The sequence below is a fragment of the Massilia sp. UBA6681 genome (assembly GCF_002454935.1).
GTDB classification, from domain to species: domain Bacteria; phylum Pseudomonadota; class Gammaproteobacteria; order Burkholderiales; family Burkholderiaceae_D; genus Telluria; species Telluria varians.
The window spans coordinates 134,992-160,112 of record NZ_DKJX01000120.1; the positions used below are offsets into that span (position 1 = coordinate 134,992).

General features: G+C 66.4%; 23 protein-coding genes. 21 read left to right on the plus strand and 2 right to left on the minus strand.

From position 1 onward, the window contains the following. Nucleotides 1-6: 6 nt before the first annotated feature. Complete coding sequence (locus tag B2R83_RS22430) at nt 7-693, plus strand: response regulator (protein ID WP_027863678.1); 687 nt, start codon at nt 7-9, stop codon at nt 691-693. Between the two features lie 6 nt (nt 694-699). Here the strand turns inward: B2R83_RS22430 and B2R83_RS22435 are convergent, their stop codons facing one another. Continuing rightward, entirely contained in the window at nt 700-3,054 is a 2,355-nt protein-coding gene (locus B2R83_RS22435; RefSeq protein ID WP_292045163.1) for a response regulator, read from the minus strand. Nucleotides 3,055-3,268: 214 nt separating this feature from the next. On the opposite strand from B2R83_RS22435, the gene B2R83_RS22440 reads away from it, so the two are divergent. From B2R83_RS22440 to B2R83_RS22510, 15 genes are all read left to right on the plus strand, one after another. Further along, a complete protein-coding gene (locus B2R83_RS22440; protein WP_027863679.1) occupies nt 3,269-4,540 on the plus strand; it encodes an MFS transporter in 1,272 nt (423 codons plus the stop codon). 49 nt (nt 4,541-4,589) lie between these two features. Further along, nucleotides 4,590-5,978 (plus strand): NarK family nitrate/nitrite MFS transporter, encoded by a 1,389-nt coding sequence (locus tag B2R83_RS22445; RefSeq protein WP_209586134.1) that lies wholly within the window; start codon nt 4,590-4,592, stop codon nt 5,976-5,978. 253 nt (nt 5,979-6,231) lie between these two features. Further along, the gene (locus tag B2R83_RS22450; RefSeq protein WP_292045168.1) at nt 6,232-10,047 is read left to right on the plus strand and encodes a nitrate reductase subunit alpha; all 3,816 of its coding nucleotides are present in this window, start codon (nt 6,232-6,234) and stop codon (nt 10,045-10,047) included. Between the two features lie 26 nt (nt 10,048-10,073). After that, on the plus strand, nt 10,074-11,630 hold the full coding sequence (narH, locus tag B2R83_RS22455; protein ID WP_027863681.1) for a nitrate reductase subunit beta: 1,557 nt from the start codon (nt 10,074-10,076) through the stop codon (nt 11,628-11,630). Nucleotides 11,631-11,696: 66 nt separating this feature from the next. Next, nucleotides 11,697-12,353, plus strand: coding sequence for a nitrate reductase molybdenum cofactor assembly chaperone (gene narJ / locus B2R83_RS22460; protein ID WP_027863682.1), 657 nt, complete (start codon nt 11,697-11,699; stop codon nt 12,351-12,353). 25 nt (nt 12,354-12,378) lie between these two features. Beyond that, nucleotides 12,379-13,062 (plus strand): respiratory nitrate reductase subunit gamma, encoded by a 684-nt coding sequence (gene narI / locus B2R83_RS22465; protein WP_027863683.1) that lies wholly within the window; start codon nt 12,379-12,381, stop codon nt 13,060-13,062. A 19-nt stretch (nt 13,063-13,081) separates the two neighbouring features. Continuing rightward, complete coding sequence (locus B2R83_RS22470) at nt 13,082-13,828, plus strand: peptidylprolyl isomerase (protein WP_027863684.1); 747 nt, start codon at nt 13,082-13,084, stop codon at nt 13,826-13,828. A gap of 4 nt (nt 13,829-13,832) precedes the next feature. Next, nucleotides 13,833-14,459 carry a YitT family protein gene (locus tag B2R83_RS22475; RefSeq protein WP_292045174.1) on the plus strand — a complete coding sequence of 209 codons (627 nt, stop codon included), beginning with the start codon at nt 13,833-13,835 and terminating at the stop codon, nt 14,457-14,459. Nucleotides 14,460-14,503: 44 nt separating this feature from the next. Next, nucleotides 14,504-14,908: a ribonucleotide reductase subunit alpha gene (locus B2R83_RS22480; RefSeq protein WP_292045177.1), complete on the plus strand. Its 405-nt coding sequence runs from the start codon at nt 14,504-14,506 to the stop codon at nt 14,906-14,908. Between the two features lie 160 nt (nt 14,909-15,068). Further along, nucleotides 15,069-16,115, plus strand: a complete 1,047-nt coding sequence (gene ubiU / locus B2R83_RS22485; protein ID WP_292045180.1) for a ubiquinone anaerobic biosynthesis protein UbiU — start codon at nt 15,069-15,071, stop codon at nt 16,113-16,115. Nucleotides 16,116-16,132: 17 nt separating this feature from the next. Next, a complete protein-coding gene (locus tag B2R83_RS22490; RefSeq protein ID WP_292045185.1) occupies nt 16,133-17,020 on the plus strand; it encodes a U32 family peptidase in 888 nt (295 codons plus the stop codon). Between the two features lie 35 nt (nt 17,021-17,055). Next, on the plus strand, nt 17,056-17,535 hold the full coding sequence (gene ubiT, locus B2R83_RS22495; RefSeq protein ID WP_051306119.1) for a ubiquinone anaerobic biosynthesis accessory factor UbiT: 480 nt from the start codon (nt 17,056-17,058) through the stop codon (nt 17,533-17,535). After that, nucleotides 17,528-17,977 carry a putative zinc-binding protein gene (locus B2R83_RS22500; RefSeq protein WP_027863690.1) on the plus strand — a complete coding sequence of 150 codons (450 nt, stop codon included), beginning with the start codon at nt 17,528-17,530 and terminating at the stop codon, nt 17,975-17,977. Before ubiT ends, B2R83_RS22500 begins: the two co-directional genes overlap by 8 nt. A gap of 96 nt (nt 17,978-18,073) precedes the next feature. Next, on the plus strand, nt 18,074-20,578 hold the full coding sequence (locus tag B2R83_RS22505; protein ID WP_292045190.1) for an adenosylcobalamin-dependent ribonucleoside-diphosphate reductase: 2,505 nt from the start codon (nt 18,074-18,076) through the stop codon (nt 20,576-20,578). Nucleotides 20,579-20,677: 99 nt separating this feature from the next. Continuing rightward, entirely contained in the window at nt 20,678-20,929 is a 252-nt protein-coding gene (locus B2R83_RS22510; protein WP_152570835.1) for a hypothetical protein, read from the plus strand. 28 nt (nt 20,930-20,957) lie between these two features. Here the strand turns inward: B2R83_RS22510 and B2R83_RS22515 are convergent, their stop codons facing one another. Next, nucleotides 20,958-21,557, minus strand: coding sequence for a nitroreductase family protein (locus tag B2R83_RS22515; protein WP_036207464.1), 600 nt, complete (start codon nt 21,555-21,557; stop codon nt 20,958-20,960). A gap of 208 nt (nt 21,558-21,765) precedes the next feature. On the opposite strand from B2R83_RS22515, the gene B2R83_RS22520 reads away from it, so the two are divergent. Genes B2R83_RS22520 through modC form a run of 5 tightly spaced genes read left to right on the plus strand, consistent with a single transcriptional unit; the run spans nt 21,766 to nt 25,069 of the window. Next, nucleotides 21,766-22,023 carry a MoaD/ThiS family protein gene (locus B2R83_RS22520; RefSeq protein WP_027863694.1) on the plus strand — a complete coding sequence of 86 codons (258 nt, stop codon included), beginning with the start codon at nt 21,766-21,768 and terminating at the stop codon, nt 22,021-22,023. Nucleotide 22,024: 1 nt separating this feature from the next. After that, nucleotides 22,025-22,489 (plus strand): molybdenum cofactor biosynthesis protein MoaE, encoded by a 465-nt coding sequence (locus B2R83_RS22525; RefSeq protein WP_027863695.1) that lies wholly within the window; start codon nt 22,025-22,027, stop codon nt 22,487-22,489. A 25-nt stretch (nt 22,490-22,514) separates the two neighbouring features. Then, a complete protein-coding gene (gene modA, locus B2R83_RS22530; RefSeq protein ID WP_292045195.1) occupies nt 22,515-23,267 on the plus strand; it encodes a molybdate ABC transporter substrate-binding protein in 753 nt (250 codons plus the stop codon). Nucleotides 23,268-23,273: 6 nt separating this feature from the next. After that, nucleotides 23,274-23,969, plus strand: coding sequence for a molybdate ABC transporter permease subunit (gene modB / locus B2R83_RS22535; protein ID WP_027863697.1), 696 nt, complete (start codon nt 23,274-23,276; stop codon nt 23,967-23,969). Further along, nucleotides 23,966-25,069: a molybdenum ABC transporter ATP-binding protein gene (gene modC, locus B2R83_RS22540; protein ID WP_292045198.1), complete on the plus strand. Its 1,104-nt coding sequence runs from the start codon at nt 23,966-23,968 to the stop codon at nt 25,067-25,069. Before modB ends, modC begins: the two co-directional genes overlap by 4 nt. Nucleotides 25,070-25,121 lie beyond the last annotated feature (52 nt).

Below are 25,121 nucleotides of genomic sequence, written 5' to 3' on the forward strand. Positions count from 1 at the left end.
AATTGCATGGCCGAATCAAGCGAGCCAATTCAAGTCCTGCTGGTCGACGACCATCCCCTGTTCCGCAGCGGGGTGCGTTCTTTACTCCAGCGCAACCCGCGTTTTGCCGTGGTCGGCGAGGCATCCGACGGCATCGACGGGGTCAAGCGGGCGATGCAGTTCAAGCCCGACGTGATCCTGCTCGACCTGCACATGCCGGGCATGTCCGGGGTCGAAACGCTGCAGTTGATCCTGCAGGGCTGGCCCGAGGCCGTCGTGATCATGCTGACCGTCTCCGAGGAGGCGGAAGACCTCGCGACCGCGCTCCAGGGCGGGGCGCGCGGCTACCTGATCAAGAACATCGACGCCGACTACCTGGTGCGCGCGATCGAACGCGCCGCCGCCGGCGAATCGGTGCTGGCCGAATCCATGACCGGCAAGCTGATGGCGCAGCTGCAGAAGCAGCGCGAACCCAGGGCCCCGGCCCCGCCGTCCGAACTCGACAAGCTCACGCCGCGCGAACGCGAAATTCTTGCCTGCCTGGCGCGCGGCGAAAGCAACAAGCTGATTGCCCGCGTGCTCGACCTGGCCGAAAGCACGGTCAAGATCCACGTCCAGAACATCCTCAAGAAACTGGGCCTGTCCAGCCGGGTCCAGGCTGCGGTGTTCGCCGTCGAGCAGGGACTGAGCGGCCATTCCGAGCGCCAGTCCTGAGCCATCTCAGCTGGCCCGGCCGGACAGCGCCAGCAATGCCGAACTTGCTTCTTCATAGGTGCGCCTGAGCTCCCCGAGTTGCGCGCCGGCGTCCTCGAAATGCTCGCCCTTGCCCATCAGCTCGAGATTGATGCATGGCACCCGCATGCGGTTGGCGCCGACGAAGTCTATACTCGACTGCAAATAGTGCGCGGTCGATGCGAGCAAGGGACCGTCCCGCGTCTCTACCGCATGGGCCAGCTTGTCCAGCAGTTGGGGGACCTCGCCGACGAACGACCCGATCACTTCATCCAGCAGCGAGGCGCCGTCATCGATGGCGCGCAACTGGTCGATCCGTGAGGCATTGATGACCGCACCGTCGCGCCGGCGTGCCGTCACGTGCTCGACCGCCGCCGCCAGCGCTCCGTCCAGCACCTCGAGCTCGATCGGCTTGGGCACGTAGTCGTTCATTCCCGCGTCCAGGCAGCGTTCGCGGTCGCCCGGCATGGCGTTGGCCGTCATCGCGATGATGTAGGGCGCATTGGCGCCGCGGAAGCGCTGGCGCAGCCGGCGCGTCGCTTCCAGGCCGTCCATCTCCGGCATCTGCATGTCCATCAGGATCACGGGGTACTCCTGGCGGTCGAGCGCCTCGAGCGCTTCCAGGCCGTTGGCCACCACGTCGCCCCGGTAGCCGAGGTGGCGCAGCAACTGCTTGATGACCTTCTGGTTGATCGTATTGTCCTCCGCAACCAGGATGTCCACTTCCGCGCCGGCCTGCGGCGCCAGCGCCGGCGCCAGCGGGGCCCGCTCTGCGCGGCCGCCACGTTCGCCGAGTACCTGCTGCAAGGCCTCGAGCAGGGCGGCCGGCTTGATCGGCTTGTTGAGCCAGGCCGAGAACGCGCCCATGGCCTCGTCGTCGGCATCGGTATCGGTATCGGCGCGCGGACGCTGGCCGACCGAGGTCAGCAACACCAGCGGCAGCGCCTTGCGGTCGCGGTGCTTGCGCAGCTCGAGCGCGAGGCGGGCGCCGTCCATGTCGGGCATCTGCATGTCGAGGATGGCGACGTCGAAAGGATGGCCGTCGCGAACCAGGTCGACCGCCTCGACGCTGGAGGCCGCCGCCAGCGGCTCCATTCCCCAAAGCAATGTCTGTTTCATCAGGATGCGCCGGTTGGTCGCGTTGTCGTCGACGATCAGGATGCGCCGCCCGCGCACGTGCATGGCGCGGTCGCGCAGGACGTTCTCGGCCAGTTGCTCGTCAAAGGCCTCGGCTTCGATGGCGAAGGTAAAGGTCGAGCCGCGCCCCACTTCGCTCTCCACGCTCAGGTCGCCGCCCATCATCTCGGCCAGGCGCCTGCTGATCGTCAATCCCAGTCCAGTGCCGCCGTACTTGCGCGTGGTCGAGGCGTCCACCTGGGTGAACGAGGTGAAGACGTCCTCGAGGCGATGCGCCGGGATACCGATCCCGGTATCGCGCACGGCAAAGGCGAGCCGGCAGGCGCCACCCTCGCGCACGACGGACGAGACCGTGACCACGACTTCGCCATGGTGGGTGAACTTGATCGCATTCGACAGCAGGTTCACCAGGATCTGGCGCAGGCGGGTGGCGTCGGCCAGGATCGTCGCCGGCACTCCCGGCTCGAGCATGTAGGCCAGGTCGAGATTCTTTTCGCTGGCGGCCGGCGCCAGCAGGTCGAGCGCGTCCTCGACACAGCGCCGCACCTCGAAGGCATGGCGTTCGAGGTCGAGCCGCCCTACCTCCAGTTTCGAGTAGTCGAGCAGGTCGTTGATGATCGAGAGCAGCGCTTCGCTGCTGGAACGGATGGTTTCCGTGTAATCGCGCTGTTCCTCGTTGATGTCGGTGTGCAGGAGCAGGCTGGTCATGCCGATGACGGCGTTCAGCGGCGTGCGGATTTCGTGGCTCATATTGGCCAGGAACATGCTCTTGGCCTGCATCGCGGCCTCCGCCCTGTCCTTGGCCATTTCCAGTTCGCGCTCGTAGGCCTTGCGCTCGGAGATGTCCTGCAGGATCGCGGTCAGGATGACGCGCCCATCCGCCTCGGATTTCGAGATCGTGGCCTCGGCCGGAAACTCGCTGCCGTCCTTGCGGACCGCATAGATGGTGCCGCGTTCGCCCATCCGCCGCGCCGGCCGCTCGCCATGGCGAAAACCGGCGACGCGCTCGCCGTGTCCCGGGCGGAACCGCGCGGGAATCAGGAGTTCCAGGTTCTGGCCGACCACTTCCTCGGCGGCCCAGCCGAACACCCGTTGTGCGCCCTGGTTGAAGAACACGATGCGCTGCGCCTCGTCGGTACAGACGACGGCGTTCTCGGCAATATCGATGATGCTGCTCAGTTGTTCCAGGCTCAATGGGTTCTGCATGGCGTTGGGCTTCGTGGAAATGTCGCCATCCTACACGCTTGCGCCGGCTCAAGGTGGACGAATCACGACGCCCCCCCGCCTGGGGCTGCTAGCTATTTGTGACTAGCCGCACTAGCTCTCTTGCCCAAATGAATATCGCCCTCCGGCCAATAGTTGGGCATACCGCTTCCACGTAGGCTTTGAACTATCGAAAAGTGCGTTTCAGGAGAAAAACATGAGCACTGATAAACGACCGGTCGCGGTCCTCGTCAGCAGTACCTTTGCATTCACGATCTGTTTTGCCATATGGATGATGTTCGCCGTCCTGGGCATCCCCATCAAGGCCAAGCTGGGCCTGAACGAGACCGAGTTCGGCCTCCTGATCGCCACCCCGGTGCTGAGCGGCGCGCTGTCCCGCGTCCCGCTCGGCATCTGGACCGACCGCTTCGGCGGCCGCATCGTCTTCTTCATCCTGATGCTGGCCTGCGCGCTGCCGATCTACCTGATCAGCTACGCGACCGCCTACTGGCACTTCCTGGTGCTGGGCCTGTTCGTCGGCCTGGCCGGCGGCTCGTTCTCGGTCGGCACGCCCTATGTCGCCCGCTGGTTCGGCAAGGAACGCCGCGGTTTCGCCATGGGCGTATTCGGCGCCGGCAATTCGGGCTCGGCCCTGACCAAGTTCGTGGCACCGGCCATCATCGCCGCGGCCGGCTGGCAGTACCTGCCCAAGGTGTATGCCGGGGCGATGGTCGCCACCGCCCTGCTGTTCTGGTTCTTCTCGTATTCCGACCCGGCGCACAAGACGCCCTCCGGTGAATCGTTCGCCCAGCAGATGCGCGTGCTGAAGGACCCACGGGTGTGGCGCTACTGCCAGTACTACTCGGTCGTGTTCGGCGGCTACGTGGCACTGGCCCTGTGGATGACCAAGTACTACGTCGGCGAGTACGGCTTCGACCTGAAGCTGGCCGCGCTGCTGGCCGCCTGCTTCTCGCTGCCGGGCGGCGTGCTGCGCGCGCTGGGCGGCTGGATCTCGGACAAGTACGGCGCCTACAAGGTCACCTGGTGGGTGATGTGGGTCTGCTGGGTTTGCTTCTTCATCCTGTCGTATCCGCAGACCACCATGAGTGTCAAGACCGTCGAGGGCGTCATGGACATGCAGATCGGCCTCGGCCCGATCGCCTTCACCGCCCTGCTGTTCGTGGTCGGCGTGGCCATGGCGATCGGCAAGGCCTCGGTGTTCCGCTTCATTGCCGACGACTTCAGCGACAACATCGGCGCGGTCTCGGGCGTGGTCGGCCTGGCCGGCGGCCTGGGCGGCTTCATCCTGCCGATCCTGTTCGGCGCCATCGTCGACCTGACCGGCATCCGCTCGAGCTCGTTCATGCTGCTCTACGGCACCGTCTGCGTCTCGCTGGTCTGGATGCACTTCTCGTTCAAACCCGAGCGCACCCAGCCGGCGGCAATTGCGCCCAAGGCGCCGGCCGCCCCGGTACGCAGGGCAGCCTGATCCTACCCACCTTTCATCAACCAATTAAAAACGCACACAGGAGAACATTGTGAGCAGCTACCTGATATCGACCTGGGAGCCCGAGGTCCCCGCCTTCTGGCAACACCGCGGCAAGGCCACCGCCAGCCGCAACCTCTGGATCTCGATCCCGGCCCTGATGCTGGCCTTCGCAATCTGGATGGTCTGGAGCGTCGTCGTCGTCAACCTGCCGGCGATCGGCTTCAAGTACAGCACCAACCAGCTGTTCTGGCTGGCCGCGGTGCCGGGCCTGTCCGGCGCGACCCTGCGCATCTTCTACTCGTTCATGGTGCCGATCTTCGGTGGCCGCAAATGGACTGCGATCTCGACGGCCTCGCTGATGATCCCGGCGCTGGGCATCGGTTTCGCCGTCCAGGACCCGACCACCAGCTACCCGACCATGCTGGTACTGTCCCTGCTGTGCGGCTTTGGCGGCGGCAACTTCGCCTCGTCGATGTCCAACATCAGCTTCTTCTTCCCGAAGGCGCAGAAGGGCTACGCCCTGGGCATGAATGCCGGCCTGGGCAACCTGGGCGTGTCGGCGGTGCAGTTCGTGGTGCCGCTGGTGATCACCGCCGCCGTGTTCGGCGGCGAGCCGCAGACCTGGAGCAAGGTCGTGGAAGGCGCCGCCCAAACCAAGCAGGTCTGGCTGCAGAACGCCGGCTTCATCTGGGTGCCCTTCATTCTCCTGAGCTCTCTGGCCGCATGGTTCGGCATGAACGACCTGGCCTCGGCCAAGGCCTCGTTCTCGGAGCAGGCCGTGATCTTCAAGCGCAAGCATAACTGGCTGATGTGCTGGCTTTACATCGGCACCTTCGGTTCGTTCATCGGCTACTCGGCAGCCTTCCCGCTGCTCACCAGCACCCTGTTCCCGGACGTGAATCCGCTGCAGTACGCCTTCGTCGGCCCCCTGGTCAGCGCCCTGTCCCGCGTGGCTGGCGGCTGGATCTCGGACAAGCTTGGCGGCGCCCGCGTGACCGTCTGGACCTTCGTCGCCATGATCGGCGCCGTGCTCGGCGTGCTGCACTTCCTGCCCGGCGGCGGCAATCCCGGCAGCTTCGCCGGCTTCTTCGGCATGTTCCTGGTGCTGTTCGCCTGCACCGGCGTGGGCAACGCCTCGACCTTCCGCATGATCCCGGTGATCTTCCTGAGCCTGCACCAGCGCGCTGCTGCCGGCCAGCCGGAAGCCGTGCAAGCCCAGGCCGTCGCCAGCGCCAACAAGGAGGCTGCCGCGGTCCTCGGGTTCACCTCGGCCATCGCCGCCTACGGCGCTTTCTTCATCCCGAAGAGCTACGGCACCTCGATCGCCCTGACCGGCAGCGCCGACGCCGCCCTGTGGTGCTTCATCGGCTTCTACATGAGCTGCATTGCCGTGACCTGGTGGTTCTACTCGCGCAAGGGCGCGGAAATGCCCTGCTGATCGCACGACCGGCGGGAGTGGCGTGCCGGGCTGACCGGCGCGCTGCGGCGAAGGCCGCTGCCTGAGGCTTCAGGCAGCGGCCTTCGTGCTCTCGGAGCACCGCGGGGCTAGTTCGAAAGGTGTAGGCGCACTAGTCCCAAATCCGGCGCCGGACCGACTTCTTACGAATACTCAACGGACAAGCCGCTCCGTAGACTGGCAACAGTGAAATCACATTAGCGAAGCGCGCCGCCGGCGCGTCGATGGAGAAACCATGAGTCACTTTCTGGACCGACTGAAATTTTTCGGCAAAGCCAAGCAAACGTTCTCGAACGGCCACGGTGAGGTGGTCATTGAAGACCGCACCTGGGAAAACGCCTACCGCCAGCGCTGGCAGCACGACAAGATCGTGCGTTCGACCCACGGCGTGAACTGCACCGGTTCCTGCAGCTGGAAGGTGTATGTCAAGAACGGCCTGATCACCTGGGAAACCCAGCAGACCGACTACCCGCGCACCCGCCCGGACCTGCCGAACCACGAGCCGCGCGGCTGCCCGCGCGGCGCCAGCTACTCGTGGTACGTCTATTCGGCGCAGCGCGTCAAGCACCCGATGGTGCGCGGCCGCCTGATGCAGATGTGGCGCGAGGCGCGCCTCACCCGCGACCCGATCGGTGCATGGGAGTGGATCACCCAGGATCCGGAGCGCTCCGCCAGCTACAAGTCGATCCGCGGCCAGGGCGGCTTCGTGCGCGCCAAGTGGGACGAAGTCAACGAGATGATCGCCGCCGCGAATGCCCATACGATCGACAAGTATGGTCCGGACCGCATCATCGGCTTCTCGCCGATTCCCGCCATGTCGATGGTCAGCTATGCCGCCGGCACCCGCTACCTGAGCCTGATCGGCGGCGTGGCCATGAGCTTCTACGACTGGTACTGCGACCTGCCGCCGGCCAGCCCGCAGGTGTGGGGCGAGCAGACCGACGTGCCGGAATCGGCCGACTGGTACAACTCGACCTACCTGATGGTGTGGGGCTCGAACGTGCCGATGACCCGTACCCCGGACGCCCACTTCTACACCGAAGTGCGCTACAAGGGCACCAAGACCGTGGCCGTGTCTTCCGACTTCGGCGAGATGGCCAAGTTCGGCGACATCTGGCTCGCCCCCAAGCAGGGCACCGACGCCGCGCTGGCGATGGCCATGGGCCACGTCATCATGAAGGAATACCACGCAACCGGCAAATCGGCCTATTTCACCGAGTACGCCAAGCAGTACACCGACTTCCCGATGCTGGTGATGCTCAAGGAACGCGACGGCACCCTGGTGCCGGATTACTTCCTGCGCGCCTCGCACCTGGCCGACAACCTGAACGAAACCAACAACCCGGAATGGAAGACACTGGTGCTCGACCAGGCCACCGGCAAGATCGTCGCCCCCAGCGGCTCGATCGGTTTCCGCTGGGGCGAGGCCGGCAAGTGGAACCTCGAGCAGAAGGAAGGCTCGACGCGCAACCCGATCGATCCCCAGCTGTCGCTGATCGACGCCAACGACGGCATCGTGCCGGTCGGCTTCCCCTACTTCGGCGGCAAGGATGCCGACGACCTGTTGCTGCGCAACGTGCCGGTCAAGAAGATCACCCTGGCCGACGGCAGCGAAGCCATGGTCACGACCGTGTTCGACCTGTCGATGGCCAATTATGGCGTCGACCGCGGCATCTGCCCGAACGCCGCCAAGGGCTACGAGGACGACGTTCCCTACACCCCGGCCTGGCAGGTCAAGCACACCGGCGTCAAGGCGCAGGACGTCATCACGGTGGCGCGCGAGTTCGCCGACAACGCCGACCGCACCCGCGGCAAGTCGATGGTCATCGTCGGCGCGGCGCTGAACCACTGGTACCACATGGACATGACCTACCGCGGCATCATCAACATGCTGATGATGTGCGGCTGCATCGGCCAGAGCGGCGGCGGCTGGTCCCACTACGTGGGCCAGGAAAAGCTGCGCCCGCAGACCGGCTGGACCCCGCTGGCCTTCGCGCTGGACTGGAACCGTCCGTCGCGCCAGATGAACTCGACCTCGTTCTTCTATGCCCACACCAGCCAGTGGCGCCACGAGAAGCTGCACACCTCGGAAATCCTGTGCCCGACCGCCGACGGCAAGATGGAAGAGATGGCCCTGATCGACTACAACGCCAAGGCCGAGCGCATGGGCTGGCTGCCGTCGGCGCCGCAGCTCGAGACCAATCCGCTCGAGGTGACGCGCGCGGCCGAAGCGGCAGGCATGGATCCGGCCCAGTACGCGGTCGAGCAGATCAAGGCCGGCAAGCTGAATTTTTCGTGCGACGACCCGGACAATCCGGCGAACTTCCCGCGCAATATGTTCGTGTGGCGTTCGAACATCCTGGGCAGCTCGGGCAAGGGCCACGAGTACTTCCTGAAGTACCTGCTCGGCACCCAGAACGCCTTGCTGAGCGACGAGACCGATTGCATCAAGCCGCGTGACGTCAAGGTACGTCCGGCCGCCGAAGGCAAGCTCGACCTGCTGGTGGTGCTCGACTTCCGCATGTCGACCACCTGCCTGTACGGCGACATCGTGCTGCCGACCGCGACCTGGTACGAAAAGGACGACCTGAACACCTCCGACATGCACCCGTTCATCCACCCGCTGTCCGAAGCCGTGCAGCCGCTGTGGGAATCGAAGTCGGACTGGGAGATCTACAAGGGCATCGCCGCCAAGTTCTCGGAGATCGGCGGCGCCCGTCTCGGCACCCGCAAGGACCTCGTGCTCACCCCGCTGATGCACGACACCCCGGGCGAACTGGGTCAGCCTTTCGATCCGAAGGACTGGCGTCTTGGTGAGTGCGAACCGGTCCCCGGCAAGACCATGCCGGCCATGACAGTCGTGGAGCGCAACTACCGCGACATCCACAAGAAGTTCACCTCGGTGGGACCGCTGCTCGAGAAGGCCGGCAACGGCGGCAAGGGCATCGGCTGGAAGACCGGGCACGAAGTCGAGACCCTGCGCGGCATCAACCGCACTGTCCAGGAAGAAGGCGTGTCGCAGGGCCAGCCGCGCCTGGACACCGCGATCGATGCGGCCGAGATGATCCTCACGCTGGCGCCGGAAACCAACGGCCACGTGGCCGTGAAGGCCTGGGATGCGCTGTCCAAGATCACCGGACGCGACCACACGCACCTGGCCAAACCGCGCGAACACGACAGCATCCGCTTCCGTGACGTGCAGGCCCAGCCGCGCAAGATCATCTCCTCGCCGACCTGGTCGGGCCTGGAGAGCGAAGAGGTCAGCTACAACGCCTGCTACACCAACGTGCACGAGCTGATTCCGTTCCGCACGCTGACCGGCCGCCAGCAGTTCTTCCAGGATCACCTGTGGATGCGCGACTTCGGCGAGGGACTGTGCGTGTACAAGGCGGCGATCAACACCAAGACCACCGAGGCGATCATGAACCGTCGCCCGAACGGCAACAAGGAGCTGGCGCTGAACTTCATCACGCCGCACCAGAAGTGGGGCATCCACTCGACCTACTCGGACAACCTGCGCATGCTGACGCTGTCGCGCGGCGGACCGCACGTGTGGCTGTCGGAAACCGACGCGAAAGCCGCCGGCATCGAGGACAACGACTGGATCGAGGTGTTCAACGTGAACGGCACGCTCACCGCCCGCGCGGTGGTCAGCCAGCGCGTCCCCGAAGGCATGACGCTGATGTACCACGCCCAGGAAAAGATCGTCAACGTGCCGGGCGCGGAGATGTCGAAGAAGCGCGGCGGCATCCACAACTCGGTGACCCGCGCCGTGACCAAGCCGACTCACATGATCGGCGGCTATGCCCAGCTGTCGTACGGCTTCAACTACTACGGCACGGTCGGTTCGAACCGAGACGAATTCGTGGTGGTGCGCAAGATGCGCGACGTGGAGTGGATGGAAGGCGCACGCGACGAATCGCGGCCGAACAGCGACGAGATCACGCGCGGTCCGGGGCCGGCGCAAGCCAGGCCGGCAGCGCAGCCGAAGGCCCCGAAAGAAGAACGCGAACCCGCGCTGGCAAGGATGCCGGCACCGAAGAATGCCTAAGGCGCCAGGATGAATGAGGAATTGAAATGAAAATCAGAGCACAAATCGGCATGGTCCTGAACCTGGACAAGTGCATCGGCTGCCACACCTGTTCGGTGACCTGCAAGAACGTCTGGACCAGCCGCGACGGCGTCGAGTACGCGTGGTTCAACAACGTCGAGACCAAGCCGGGCATCGGCTACCCGAAGGAATGGGAAAACCAGGACAAGTGGAACGGCGGCTGGAAGCGTACCGCTTCGGGCAAGATCGAACCGCGTCAGGGCTCGCGCCTGAAGATCCTGGCCAACATCTTCGCCAACCCGAACCTGCCGGCGATCGACGAGTACTACGAGCCCTTCACCTACGACTACGAGCGCCTGCAGAACGCGCCGCTGTCGGAGACGCCGCCGACCGCCCGTCCGGTCTCGGTCCTGACCGGCAAGAAAATGGACAAGATCGAATGGGGCCCGAACTGGGAAGACGACCTGGGCGGCGAGTTCGCCAAGCGCAGCAAGGACAAGCTGTTCGACAACGTGCAGAAAGAGATGTACTCGACCTTCGAGAACACCTTCATGATGTACCTCCCGCGCCTGTGCGAGCACTGCCTGAACCCGGCCTGCGTCGCCTCTTGCCCGTCCGGCTCGGTGTACAAGCGCGAGGACGACGGCATCGTGCTGATCGACCAGGACAAGTGCCGCGGCTGGCGCATGTGCATCTCGGGCTGCCCGTACAAGAAGATCTACTACAACTGGTCGTCGGGCAAGGCCGAGAAGTGCACCTTCTGCTACCCACGCATCGAGGCCGGCCAGCCGACCGTGTGCTCGGAAACCTGCGTGGGCCGGATCCGCTACCTGGGCGTGCTGCTGTACGACGCCGACAAGATCGAGGCCGCCGCCTCGGTAGCCGACGAGCAGGACCTGTACGAAGCCCAGCTCGACCTGTTCCTCGACCCGCATGACCCAAAGGTCATCGAGGAAGCACGCCGCCAGGGCATTCCGGATTCGTGGCTCGAATCGGCCAAGCGCTCGCCGGTGTACAAGATGGCGGTCGAGTGGAAGATCGCCTTCCCGCTGCATCCGGAATACCGCACGCTGCCGATGGTGTGGTACATCCCGCCACTGTCGCCGATCCAGGCCGCGGCCGAAAGCGGCAAGATGGGCATGAACGGCATCATCCCGGATACGCAGAGCCTGCGCATCCCGGTGCGCTACCTGGCCAACCTGCTCACCGCGGGCAAGGAAGCACCGGTGGTCCATGCGCTGGACCGCATGCTGGCGATGCGCGCCTACATGCGCAGCAAGTCGGTCGACGGTGTCGAGAACCTCGCCGTGCTGAAGCAGACCGGCCTCTCGAAAGCCGTGGTCGAGGACATGTACCACATCATGGCGATCGCGAACTACGAGGACCGCTTCGTGATCCCGAGCAGCCACAAGGAGATGGCCGAGGACAGCTTCAACGAGAAGGGATCCTGCGGCTTCTCCTTCGGCAACGGCTGCTCGGACGGCGTCAGCGACGCCTCCCTGTTCGGCAAGAAGAAACAGGGCTCGGTGCACTTCGTCTCGATGCCGAAGTCGCGCAAGAAGAAAGAGATGGAAGGCGCCTGAGGCGCTAGATGCATCCCAACCGCCGCCCCCGTCCCCGGGGGCGGGCAAGGAAAACGAGGAATCGACATGCAACACTACCAAATCCTGTCGGCGCTGCTGACCTACCCCGAGCCGGAGCTGGTCGCCGCCCTGCCCGAGCTCGAAGCCGGCCTGCCGGTGCCGATGCGCGCCCGCGTGGCCTCGCTGCTGGCGCACCTGGCCGAGAACGACATGATCACGCTGCAGCAGGAATACGTGCAGACCTTCGACCGCACGCCGACGCACTCGCTGCACCTGTTCGAGCACATCCATGGCGAGTCGCGCGACCGCGGCCAGGCCATGGTCGACCTGATGGAAGAGTACAAGAAGCACGGGCTGGAGATGTGCCCGGACGAGCTGCCCGACTACGTGCCGCTGTTCCTGGAATTCCTGTCGCAGCTGGATAGCGACGAGGCCGCCGGGCGCCTGCTGGGCGACGCCGTCCACGTGCTGGCCCACATCGGCCGCAAGCTCGATGCCAACGGCAGCGTATATGCCGGCGTGTTCGACGTGCTCGAAAGCCTGTCGCCGGTCCAGGCCGAGGAACTCTCCGAGCCGCCGATCAAGGACATGGACGAAGCCCTGGAAACCTTCGGCCCAGGTGCCGACGGTGTCGAGCCGCTGCTCAAGCCGGCCGCGAACGGCACGCAACCGATCAACTTTTACCCGCAAGGCGTCCACCGCCAGGCGCGCGCCGCCGCCTGACCGCCGGAATGCCCAGGAGACCATCATGAACTACCTGCACCAATTCACCTTCGGGATCTACCCATACATCGCGCTGGCGATCTTCCTGCTCGGCAGCCTGATCCGCTTCGATCGCGAACAATATACCTGGAAGTCCGAGTCGACCCAGGTGCTGCACCGCGGCAGCCTGCGCTGGGGCAGCCCGCTGTTCCACATCGGTATCATCGGCCTGTTCTTCGGCCATGCCGCCGGCCTGCTCACCCCGGTCTGGGTCTGGGACAGCCTCGGCGTTCCGCACGGCGCCAAGCAGCTGTTCGCCATGGTCGCCGGCGGCATCATGGGCACCCTATGCCTGGTCGGCATCGTGCTGCTGCTGGCGCGCCGCATCGCCAACGACCGCCTGCGCCGCGCCACCACCTTCAAGGACAAGATCGTCCTGCTGTGGATTCTCGGCACCCTGCTGCTGGGCCTGAGCTCGATCTTCGTGTCGGCAGGCCACATGGACGGCCACATGATGGTGCTCCTGATGAGCTGGGCCCAGCACATCGTCACTTTCCGCGGCGATGCCGCCGGCTTCATCGTCGATGCGCCGCTGGTGTTCAAGCTGCACCTGTTCATGGGAATGTCGCTGTTCGTCATCTTCCCGTTCACTCGCCTGGTGCACGTATGGAGCGGCTTCGGCGCGGTGGCTTACCTGGGCCGCGCCTTCCAGCTGGTCCGCCCGCGCTGAGAAGGCTAAAGGAGACATCATGGGACTTTCCATCAACGGCGTCGACATCGACGACAGCGTCATCGAACGCGAACTGCCGCATCACCAGGACGCAGCCAATCCGCTCAAGGAAGCGGTACACGAAGTGGTGCTGCGCACCCTGTTGCTGCAGGAAGCGGCGCGCCTCGGGATCCAGGGCGAGGATGACGACACCTGCATCGAAACCCTGCTGGCGCGCGAAGTACGGGTGCCGCAGGCCGACGAAGCCGCCTGCGCCCAGTACTACCGCAACCATCCGCAGCGCTTCACCAACGGCGAGATGGTCGAGGCGCGCCACATCCTGTTCCAGGTCACGCCCAGCGTGCCGCTGGAACTGGTGCGCGCCACCGCCGAATCAGTGCTGGAAGCCTTGCGCGCCGCGCCCGAGCGCTTCGACGAACTGGCGCGCCAGTACTCGAACTGTCCGTCCGGCGCGGTCGGCGGCAGCCTGGGCCAGCTCTCGCGCGGCCAGTGCGTGCCCGAGTTCGACAAGCTGCTGTTCCGCCTCGGCGAAGGCCAGCTGGCCGAGCGCCTGCTGGAAACCCGCTTCGGCCTGCACATCGTCCAGGTCCAGCGCCGGGTCGAGGGTCGCCTGCTGCCCTTCGAGGCGGTGCGTGCCCAGATCGCCGACTACCTGGGCACCGCCGCCTGGCAGCGCGGCGTGCACCAGTACCTGCAACTGCTGGTGGGACGGGCCGAGATCACCGGCGTGACCCTGGAAGGCGCCGACACGCCGCTGGTGCAGTAAGGCCATGGCCGGCGCCGGACAATCCATCGCCGAACGCAGCGTCCCGCACTCGGTGCTGGACGACCTGCAGGCCCTGGTCGGCGGCGCCATGCTGATGTCGCTCGGCGTCACCCTGATGAACAGCGCCGGCCTGGTTACCGGCGGCGTCGCCGGACTGTGCCTGCTGCTCCACTACGCGACCGGCATCGGGTTCGGCAAGATCTTCCTTGTCCTGAGCCTGCCCTTTTATGCCTGCGCCCTGCGCAAGCTGGGCTGGCGCTTCACCCTCAAGACCCTGGGCGCGGTGCTGCTGTTTTCGCTCGGCACAGAGCTGCTGCCGGGCGTGCTGCAGCTGGGCCGGGTGCATCCTCTCTACGCCGCCCTGATGGGCGGCGTCCTGGTCGGGGTGGGCCTCCTGATGCTGTTCCGCCACCGGGCCAGCCTGGGTGGCTTCAACATCCTCTGCATCTGGCTGCAGGAACGCTTCGGCTGGCGCGCCGGCCTGGTGCAGCTCGCGATCGACGCGCTCATCCTGCTGGCTTCGCTCGCATTGCTCACGCCAGCGTCCTGGATGCTGTCACTGGCGGGCACCGCCGTGCTCAACCTGACCCTGGCGATCAACCACCGGCCCGGACGCTATCTCGCGCACTGATCCGGCCCACCGTGGCAGACTGACCTTTTTTTCGACCCCCTATCATGCAACTCAACGACTTCTCCGATTTCCTTGCCGCCGCCGGCGCCCAGGACGAGCCACAGCAACTGCTGTTCGTGTTCGCCGCCGCCGAGCTGCCGCAAACGCATTCTCCCGGACAGAAAAAGCGCTTCGATGCCGGCCGGGGCGGCGCCTTGACACCCGTGATGTGCGTCGACAAGTCGGCCGCCGAACTGGCCAGCTTCGCGGCCCTGGCCGAGGAGTCGCGCCAGACCGGCCAGCCCTGGGACATGGTGTTCGTGGCCGCCCTGCCGGGCCGCGACGGCCAGCCGCCCGGCGGCCAAGACGTCGAGCGCGCCCTGAAGATGATGATCGATGCCGTGCACCGCGGCGCCATCGATCGCTTCGCTGCCTTCGATCAGGACGGGCAGCCGGTGCGCTTCTTCTAGCGCGCTCCTTGCCCGGTTCTTGAACCAGTTTAAGGCGCGCCGGGCGCCTCGCCGCTATAGTCGTGACATGGGAGAACGGAGGTTTTCCCGCAGGGCCGGCACGCTGCCGGCATCGATCGACAGCACGGCCCCTGGCCGAGCACTACCCGTCCCGCTATCCATGTTACTCACCCCTCCCGATGCAAGCCGCGCGCCGTCGGCGCGCGCGCCGGTCGAACTCGTCTGCCCTGCCGGCAGCCTCCCCGCGCTCAAGGCCGCCGTCGACAACGGCGCCGACTGCGTCTACCTCGGTTTTCGCGACGCCACCAATGCGCGCAATTTCGCCGGCCTGAACTTCGGCGACGCCGCCATCGCCGACGGCATCCAGTATGCCCACCGGCGCGGCCGCAAGGTCTTCCTGGCCCTCAACACCTATCCGCAACCCGGCGCCTGGGACGTATGGCGCCAGGCCATCGACCGCGCCGCCATGGCCGGCATCGACGCCGTCATCCTGGCCGATCCGGGCCTGATGGAATATGCCGCGCGCGTGCATCCCGAACTGCGCCTGCACCTGTCGGTGCAGGGCTCGGCCACGAACGCGGAAGCGATCAACTTTTACCACCGCCATTTCGGCATCGCCCGCGCGGTGCTGCCGCGCGTGCTCTCGCTCGCCCAGGTCGAGCAGGTGATCGGCAACACGCCGGTCGAGATCGAGGTGTTCGGCTTCGGCAGCCTGTGCGTCATGGTGGAGGGCCGCTGCCAGTTGTCGTCCTATGCGACCGGGGAGTCGCCCAACACCCACGGGGTGTGCTCGCCGGCCAAGGCGGTGCGCTGGCAGCACACGCCGGCGGGCCTCGAGGCGCGCCTGAACGAGGTGCTGATCGACCGTTACGACGCCTCGGAGCACGCCGCTTATCCAACCCTGTGCAAGGGCCGTTTCGACGTGGATGGCGACACCTATTACGCGGTCGAGGAGCCGACCAGCCTGAACACCCTGGAAATCCTGCCGAAGCTGATCAAGCTGGGCGCGCGCGCCATCAAGATCGAGGGGCGCCAGCGCAGTCCCGCCTACGTCGCGCAGGTGACGCGCGTCTGGCGCGAAGCCATCGACCTGTGCAGCGCCGAACGGCAGCGCTATGCCGTGCGTCCGGCCTGGATGGCCGAACTCGACAAGGTGGCGGAGGGCCAGCAGCACACCCTGGGCGCCTATCACCGCCCATGGAAATGAACGATCCGGAGCCTACGATGAAAATTGCCCTCGGCCCCATCCAGTATTACTGGCCGCGCGACACCGTGTTCATGTTCTACGAAACCATGGCGGCGACGCCGGTCGACATCGTCTACCTTGGCGAAACCGTCTGCTCGCGCCGCCACGAACTGCGCCTGGCCGACTGGCTGGCGCTGGCCGCCATGCTGGAAGCGGCAGGCAAGCAGGTGGTGCTGTCGACCCAGGTGCTGATCGAGTCAAGCCCGGACCTCGGCATCCTGCGCCGGATCGCCGCCAACGGCCGCCACCTGGTCGAGGCCAACGACTTCGGCGCCGTTCACTGCATGAACGGCCTGCCCTTCGTCGCCGGGCCGCACCTGAACCTCTACAGCGCGCAGTCGCTGGCGATCCTGGCCAATGCCGGCGCCACCCGCTGGGTCATGCCGCTGGAGATGTCGCGCAGCGGCCTGGCGGCCCTGCTCGAAGAGAAGCCGCCGGCATTGCAGACCGAGGTATTCGCCTACGGCCGCCTGCCGCTGGCATTCTCGGCGCGCTGCTTCACGGCGCGCCACCGCAATCTCCCCAAGGACGACTGCCGCTTCAGCTGCATCGACCATCCCGACGGCCTGCTCATGCAAACACGCGAGAAGCAGCCCTTCCTGGTCCTGAACGGCATCCAGACCCAGTCGGCCCTGGTCTACAACTTGGTCGACCAGTTCGACGTCATGCGCGCCATGGGCGTGGACGTCGTGCGCCTCAGTCCCCAGGCGGCGCACATGCGCGCCATCGTCGACCTGGCGCACGCCACACTGCACGGCCGCCTGGACGGACGCGAGGCGGCCAGGCAGATGGCGCCGCTGATGCCGGCGGCGGCCTGCGACGGCTTCTGGCATGGCCGGCCCGGACTGGACAAACAGGCCGCATGAACGCGGCCATCACGTGGACAACCATGAGGACAATCATGCACCATGCACCGCAACTCCTGCCGGCCCCTGTCGGCCGCCTCCTGTCGCTGCTGCCCGCCTATCCGGGTTCCTGCCTGTTCGCGGCGGCCCTCAACCGGATCCTGGTCCGGCACCTGCCGGACGACGTGCGCGCCGGCCTGGCCGGCAAGCGACTGCGCCTGCGCGCGCTGGACGCCGGCATCGCCTTCGACTTCGTCTGGCGCGGCCGCGCCTTCGCCCCGGCCAGACGCTCGGGCGAGGCCGACCTGAGCATCAGCGCCAGCCTGCGCGATTTCGCCTTGCTTGCCGCACGCAAGGAAGATCCCGATACGCTGTTCTTCAGCCGCCGGCTGGTGATGGAAGGCGATACCGAGCTGGGCCTGCTGGTCAAGAACACCCTGGACGCGATCGAGCACCCGCTGTTCTCGCTGGACGGCCTGTTACCTCGCCGCCCGGGTTCGCTGCGCGCCTCACGGCAGGGAGCGTCCCATGCCTAAGGACCGCGCCAGCATCCCGCTTGTGTACTCGTGCTCGGGCTGTTCGAGCGCGGCGCAGATGGCCAACTACATCGCCCTCGCGCTGGACCGCCTCGGCGTGGCCGAGATGTCCTGCATCGCCGGCGTCGGCGGCGACGTGCCGTCCCTGGTGAAGCTCGCCAAGTCCGGGCGTCCGGTGGTGACGATCGACGGCTGCCCGCTGGTGTGCGCGAAGAGTTGCCTGGCGCGCCACGGCGTCGAGCCCGACACGCACTGGCAACTCGGCGAGCACGGCGTCAGGAAGCGCTACCACGCCGGTTTCGACCCCGATCAGGCCGAGGCGATGGTGGCGCGCGTGGCCGCGCAAGCCGCACTGCTGCACCGGGATCCGCTGCCCGCTTTCCCGGATGCGCCGACGCCCGCCGAGGTGGTCGCCGACACCCTCGCTCCCCTCCTTTCTTGAACCAGTTTAAGGCGGCATCGCGGCTTTACGCGGATAGTGGATGGCGTTGCAGATCAACCAACCGGATCCCGTGCGGATCCCTCTATCGCGAGAACCATGAACGCCAATGACCAGATGTTCGCAGCGACCATGGCACCCCAGGAGGTGTCGGTCGACGTACTGCGCGAGAAGTACGCCAAAGGAAACGAGACCAGTATCGGCGAGGTGCGCGCGCGCGTCGCGCGCGCCCTGGCAGGCCACGAGGCCGAAGCCTTGCGCCAGGAGATGGAACAGCGCTTCCTGTGGGCCCAGGAACAGGGTTTCGTCCCTGCCGGCCGCATCAACTCGGCCGCCGGCCTGGGCATCAAGGCGACCCTGATGAACTGCTTCGTGCAGCCGGTGGGCGACTCGATCACCGGCAGCCATGACGGCCTGCCCGGCATTTACACCGCGGTGGCGGAAGCGGCCGAAACCATGCGGCGCGGCGGCGGCGTCGGTTACGACTTCAGTCCGATCCGCCCGGCGGGCAGCGTCGTGCGCGGCACCCAGTCGCGGGCCTCCGGGCCGGTCTCGTACATGGAAGTGTTCGACGCTTCGTGCCGCACGGTCGAGTCGGCGGGCGCCCGGCGCGGCGCCCAGATGGGCGTGCTGCGTGTCGACCATCCCGACGTCGAGCGCTTCATCGCGGCAAAGGACGGCGGCGCCTTCAGCAACTTCAACCTGTCGGTCGGCGTGAGCGATGAATTCATGGCGGCCCTGCTGGCCGACGGCGAGTTCGAACTGCGGCACCAGGCCGAACCGGGGCCGGATGCGCTGGCCGATGGCGCCTTCCGGCGCGACGACGGCCTGTGGACGTACCGGCGGGTGCGCGCCCGCGAACTGTGGGACAAGGTCATGCGCTCGACCTACGATCATGCGGAACCGGGCGTCCTGTTCATCGACCGCATGAACGCGGAAAACAACCTCTACTACCTCGAGCGGCTGGCGGCCACCAATCCCTGCGGCGAGCAGCCCCTGCCGCCCTACGGCTGCTGCGACCTCGGTTCACTGAACCTGACGCGCTATGTGCGCCAGCCGTTCGGCGCCGAGGCGCGCTTCGACTTCGATACCATGCGCGAGGTCGCCGCGATCGGCGTGCGCATGCTCGACCTGGCGCTCGACGCGACCCAGTGGCCGCTGCCGCAGCAGGCCGCCGAAGGCCGCGACAAGCGCCGGGTGGGCCTGGGATTCATGGGCCTGGGCAGCGCGCTGGTCATGCTCGGGATCCGCTACGACAGTGAAGAGGGGCGCGCCATGGCCGCCCGCATTGCCTGCGAACTGCGCGACGCCGCCTATGCCGCGTCGATCGCGCTGGCACGCGAGAAAGGCCCGTTCCCGCTGTTCGACGCGCAGCGCTACCTGGACGGACAGTTCGTGCAGCGCCTGCCCGAAAGCCTGCGCGCAGAGATCGCACTGCATGGCATCCGCAACTCGCACCTGCTGTCGATCGCGCCGACCGGAACGATCTCGCTTGCCTTTGCCGACAATGCCTCGAACGGCATCGAGCCGGCCTTTTCGTGGGTGTACCACCGCAAGAAGCGCATGCCGGACGACAGCACCCGGACCTACGAGGTCGCGGACCACGCCTGGCGCCTGTACCGTCACCTGGGCCACGAGGTCGGCGACGGCGCGCTGCCGCAACAGTTCGTGACGGCCCTGGAGATGTCCGCGCACGACCACCTGCGCATGATGGAGGCGGTACAACCCTTTATCGATACCGCTATCTCCAAGACCGTCAACGTGCCGGCCGACTATCCCTACGAGGGGTTCAAGGACCTGTACACCGAAGCCTGGCGGGCCGGGCTCAAGGGATTGGCCACCTATCGGCCGAACAGCGTCATCGGCAGCGTCCTGAGCGTCGCGCCGGCGCCGTCCGCTCCTGCCCCCACCTCCGCCCCTGAGCTGGCCTGCTCCGCCGACACCGACCCGCTGCGCCGGCGCTTCGAAAGCCGCCCCATCGGCGAGCTCGAGTCGGTGACCGCCAAGGTGGAGTACAGCACCCAGGAGGGCAAGAAGGCGGTCTACCTCACCATCAGCTTCATCCAGGTCGACGGCATGCTGGACGGGCACCCGGTGAGGATCGAGCGCCCCTTCGAGTTCTTCATGCCGGCCAACCAGCGCAGCGACGGCCAGCAATGGATCACCTCGACCATGCGCCTGCTGTCGATGGCCGCGCGCGCCGGCAGCTCGATCGCCAAGGCGCTCGGCGACATGCGCGAAGTGGTATGGGAAAAGGGACCGGTGCGCTGCGGTCATCTCACCCGCGAGGACGGCGTTCAGGTACCGGTGTACCACGATTCGGAAGTGGCCGCCATCGCCTTCATGCTGCAGCGGATCCTGATCGGGCGCGGTTTCCTGGACGCTTACGGCAATCAGGTGCCGGTGCCCGAACTCGACCGCCTGCTGCGGCTGCGCGGCAGGACACACACGGACCCGGCGGGGACAATGGCGGCGCAGGCCGGCGCGGTCGCGGCGCCGGCACGTCCGGCCGAGAAATGCCCCGAGTGCGGCGCGCGCACCCTGCAGAAGGTGGACGGCTGCGCGCGCTGCACCGAGTGCCATTACATCGGCAGCTGCGGTTGACCGGGAATGCACATGCGAAAAACCTGAACTGCTTTAAGGAACTGCGCGCGTAGCGCGGCTACGATGAATGCACCCGATACCGATTCCCAAGGAGCCAAGATGGAACACTCACTTCAATTGAACGCCGTCCTCGATCACGCCAGCATCGACAAGATGCTGGGCGTGCTGCGGTCCATGCCGGGCATCCGCGCCGTCGAGCTGGCTGCAGGCAGCAGCCGGGTGGACCTGCAGTACGACGACGACCTGACCTCGCCGCAGGAAATCGACACCAGCATTTCGCGCTCGGGCTTCCCCCTGCAGCAGCGCGCCGCCCGCTCGGGCAGCTGCTGCGGCTCGTGCGGCGGCGTCTAGCAGCCCCTGGCGCGCCCGCGCGGCCCGTTCACAGCACCGTCAGGTAGTGCGCGGGCTGCGGGCGCGGGCGTGCCGCCTTGACGCACTCGGCGCTGCCGAAGCCGATGAAGCACACTGCCTGCTCGCCCGCCTCCAGCCCCAGCAGGCGGCGCATGCCGGAAGCGGCCAGCGCGGCGCCGCTGGCCAGGCCGCTGGCAATGCCGAGGGCCTGCGCCGCGATCAGCATGTTCTGCACCGCGCACCCCAGCGACACCAGGCGCTCGGCCACAGGAACATCTGCAAGCGCTGGATCGGCGCGCAAAACGGCGACCAGCAGGCAGGGCGCGTGGAAGGCCTTGCCATGGGCAGCGCTGCGCGCGTCTTCATCTGCGTCCGGCTCGCGCTGCACCAGGGCGTCCACGAAGGCATCGCCCAGTTCATGGCGCTTATGCGCCGGAATCAAGACCAGGCGCCACGAACGCTGCTTGGCATGATCGGGCGCATGCCCTGCCGCCTCGCAGATGCGCTGCAGGCCCGCCTCGTCGGGGCCGGGCGCCTGCAAGCGGCGCAGCGATGTATTGCGGCGTGCAGCCAGCACCGTCCACAGCTCGTCGGACAATGCAGGCGGCGGGTAGGTGGGGAATTCCATGATGACCTCTGTTGCCTGGACTCGGCCGGTGTAATGCGGGATATTGTCGCACGCCTCTCTTGCGGACGAACTCGACCATTCAGCCTGGCACGTAGGCCGGAATGACTAGGTCGGCGTAAGCCGTCATGCCGACAGCCATGCGCCGGCGATCTCCCTAGAATGTCGGCAAACGCTTCCACCGAAACCATTCGCTCCGCATTCGACCACCATGCACATCAAACTGCGGCTCTTCGCCGGCCTGCGCGAGACCCTCGGGGTCTCCTCCGACAACCTGACGCTGCCGGACAGTACCCGCACTGCCGCGGATGTGCTGCAAGCGCTGCGCGCGCGCGGCGGCGCCTGGACCGAAGCCCTGTCCGACCCCAGCGCGTTCCGGGTCGCGGTCGACCAGGTCTTGGGCAGCCTCGACAGCCCGGTGCACGATGGCGCCGAGCTTGCCTTCTTCCCTCCCGTGACCGGGGGCTGACATGCCCGTACGCGTACAGCACGAGGACTTCGACCTGTCCACCGAGATCGCCGCCTTGCGGGCCGGCCAGCCCGGCGTTGGCGCCGTGGTGGCCTTCGTCGGCACGGTGCGTGAAATGAACGACACCGGCGCCGTCTCGCACATGGAACTCGAACACTATCCCGGCATGACCGAGGCAGCACTGGAAGCCATTGCCCAGGAAGCTAGCCGGCGCTGGCCGGTCGCCGACATCCTGGTGATCCACCGGATCGGTGCCCTGCGCGGCTGCGACCAGATCGTGCTCGCGGCAGTGGCGGCGCGCCACCGCGGCGAGGCATTCGCCGCCTGCGAGTTCGTCATGGACTACCTCAAGACCCGGGCCCCTTTCTGGAAAAAGGAAATGAGGGCGGATGGCGCGCACTGGGTGGAGGCACGGGCCTCCGACGAGGCCGGCATGGCGAAGTGGCACGCAGGCGCCCAGGCATGAGCTCGCTGCCGACCTCCAGCATACGATGAAAAATTTTCTCCCAATCCTGCTCGTCGCACTGGCATGTGTCGGTGCGGCCCCTTCCGCCGATGCTGCCGAGGTACACGTGGCGGTAGCCTCGAATTTCTCCGCGCCCATGCAGAAGATTGCGCAGGCTTTCGAGAAAAAGAGCGGTCACAAGACCATCCTTGCCTTCGGCGCGACCGGCAAGTTCTACGCACAGATCAAGCACGGCGCACCCTACGGGCTGCTGCTGGCGGCCGACGCTGCGACGCCCGCCAGGCTGGTCGCGGAAGGCCTGGGCGTGTCCGGCACGGCCTTCAACTATGCCACCGGCCGGCTGGTGCTGTGGTCGGCGCAGGCCTCGCTGGTCGATGCCAGGGGAACCGTGCTGGCAAACCGCGGGGTCACGCACCTGGCGATCGCCAATCCCAGGACGGCGCCCTACGGCGCAGCCGCCGTCGACGTCCTTCAACAACTGCGCCTGCTCGGTGGACTGAAAAGCAGGCTGGTCCAAGGGGAAAACATTGCTCAGACCTATCAGTTCGTCAAGACCGGCAACGCGGCCCTCGGATTCGTGGCCATGTCCGACGTCTACCGGGGTGGCAGTTTCATCGGTGGATCGGCATGGGTCGTGCCGGCCGAGCTGCATGCGCCGATCCGCCAGGACGCCGTCGTGCTTGCCAAGGGCGCGGCCAACCCGGCGGCCCGGGAGCTGGCAGCCTACCTGCGCTCCGACGAGGCACGCCGGATCATCCGCTTCCATGGTTACGAGTAGCGGAGCATGGAAGACATCGATCCGCTTGCCGGTGATCTCGCCGCGGTCTGGCTGACCGTGAAACTGGCGACGCTGGTCACCCTCCTGCTGTTGCTGGTCGCCACGCCGCTGGCGTGGTGGCTGGCGCGCACGCGCTCGCGTTTGAAACCCGTGGTGGGCGCCCTGGTCGCGCTGCCGATCGTACTCCCGCCCACCGTGCTCGGCTTCTACATGCTGCTTGCGCTGGGGCCTGAAGGCCCGCTGGGCCGCATCAGCGCGGCCCTCGGGATGGGCATCAAACCCTTTACCTTCGAGGGCCTGGTGCTGGCCTCGGTCGTGTACTCCCTGCCGTTCGCGGTGCAGCCCCTGCAGAACGCCTTCGACGCGATCGGCAGGCGCCCCCTCGAGGTCGCGGCGACGCTGCGCGCAAGTCCATGGGACAGTTTCTGGACCGTGGTGGTGCCGCTGGCCCGGCCGGGATTCCTTTCCGCAGCCGTGCTTGGATTTGCCCATACGGTCGGCGAATTCGGCGTGGTACTGATGATTGGCGGGAATATCCCAAACGAGACGCGTGTCGTGTCTGTCCAGATCTATGACCATGTCGAAGCGATGGCCTACACGCAGGCGCACTGGCTTGCGGGAGGCATGCTCGTGTTCAGCTTCGTGGTCTTGTTCGCCCTTTACACCTGCTATCCCCAATCGATACGGAAACCGCGCACATGAATGGCTTACGGGTACAGTTCAATGTGGCGCTACGCGCCAGCGCAGCGGCCGAGCCGGACGGCTTTGCGCTCGAGATCGACCTTGCGTTGCCGCAGGACGGGATCAGCGCCCTCTTCGGGCATTCCGGATCGGGCAAGACCACCTGCTTGCGCGTGATTGCAGGCCTCGACCGAATCGCCGGTGCGCGCGTGTCCTTTGGCGACGAGGTCTGGCAGGACGATGGTCGCAAGCTGTTCGTCCCTCCGCACCGGCGGGCGCTCGGCTATGTATTCCAGGAAGCCAGCCTGTTCGATCATTTGACGGTGCGCGGCAATCTCGAATTCGGCTTCAAGCGGGTACCGGTGCACGAGCGCCGTTTCAGCCCCGGCGCGATTACCGAGCTGCTCGGCATCGCGGCGCTGCTGGACCAGCGTCCTGCGCGCCTGTCCGGCGGCGAACGCCAGCGGGTTGCCATTGCACGCGCATTGCTGGCCTCGCCGCGCGTCCTGCTCATGGACGAGCCCCTGGCCGCGCTCGACTTCAGGCGCAAGCGCGAGATCCTTCCCTATCTGGAGCGGCTGCGTGACGAGCTGGCCATTCCAATCGTCTATGTAAGCCATGCGCCGGACGAGGTGGCGCGACTGGCCGACCATCTGGTCCTGCTCGATGAAGGAAAAGTGCTGGCCAGCGGACCATTGGGCGAAATGCTGGCACGGGTCGACCTGCCGCCGCATGTCGGGCCTGAGATCGGCGCCGTGTTCGACGCCGTGCTGACACGGCACGACGCCGGCGACCTGTCCTCGCTGAGTTTTCCGGGAGGCATGCTTACGGTTGGGCGCCGCGCGGAGGCGATCGGCAGCCGGCTTCGTTGCCGCGTCGATGCGCGCGACATTGGCCTGTCGCTGATCGATCCATCGACATCCGGCAGTGCCAACGCCCTTCCTGCCGAGATCACGGCGGTGGCCGCCGCGAACGACGCGATGGATGAGGTACTGGTGCAGTTACGGGTCGGGCCGACACCCTTCCTGGCGCGCGTCAAAGCACGACTCCTGCAAGAATTCGGTATCGTGCCGGGGCGCAAAGTCTGGGTGCAGATGCAACGCGTGGCATTGCTTTCCTAGGCCGCCGCGAGCGGACGCCATAAGGGAATCGCGTCGCCAGTCCGTGTCGCCC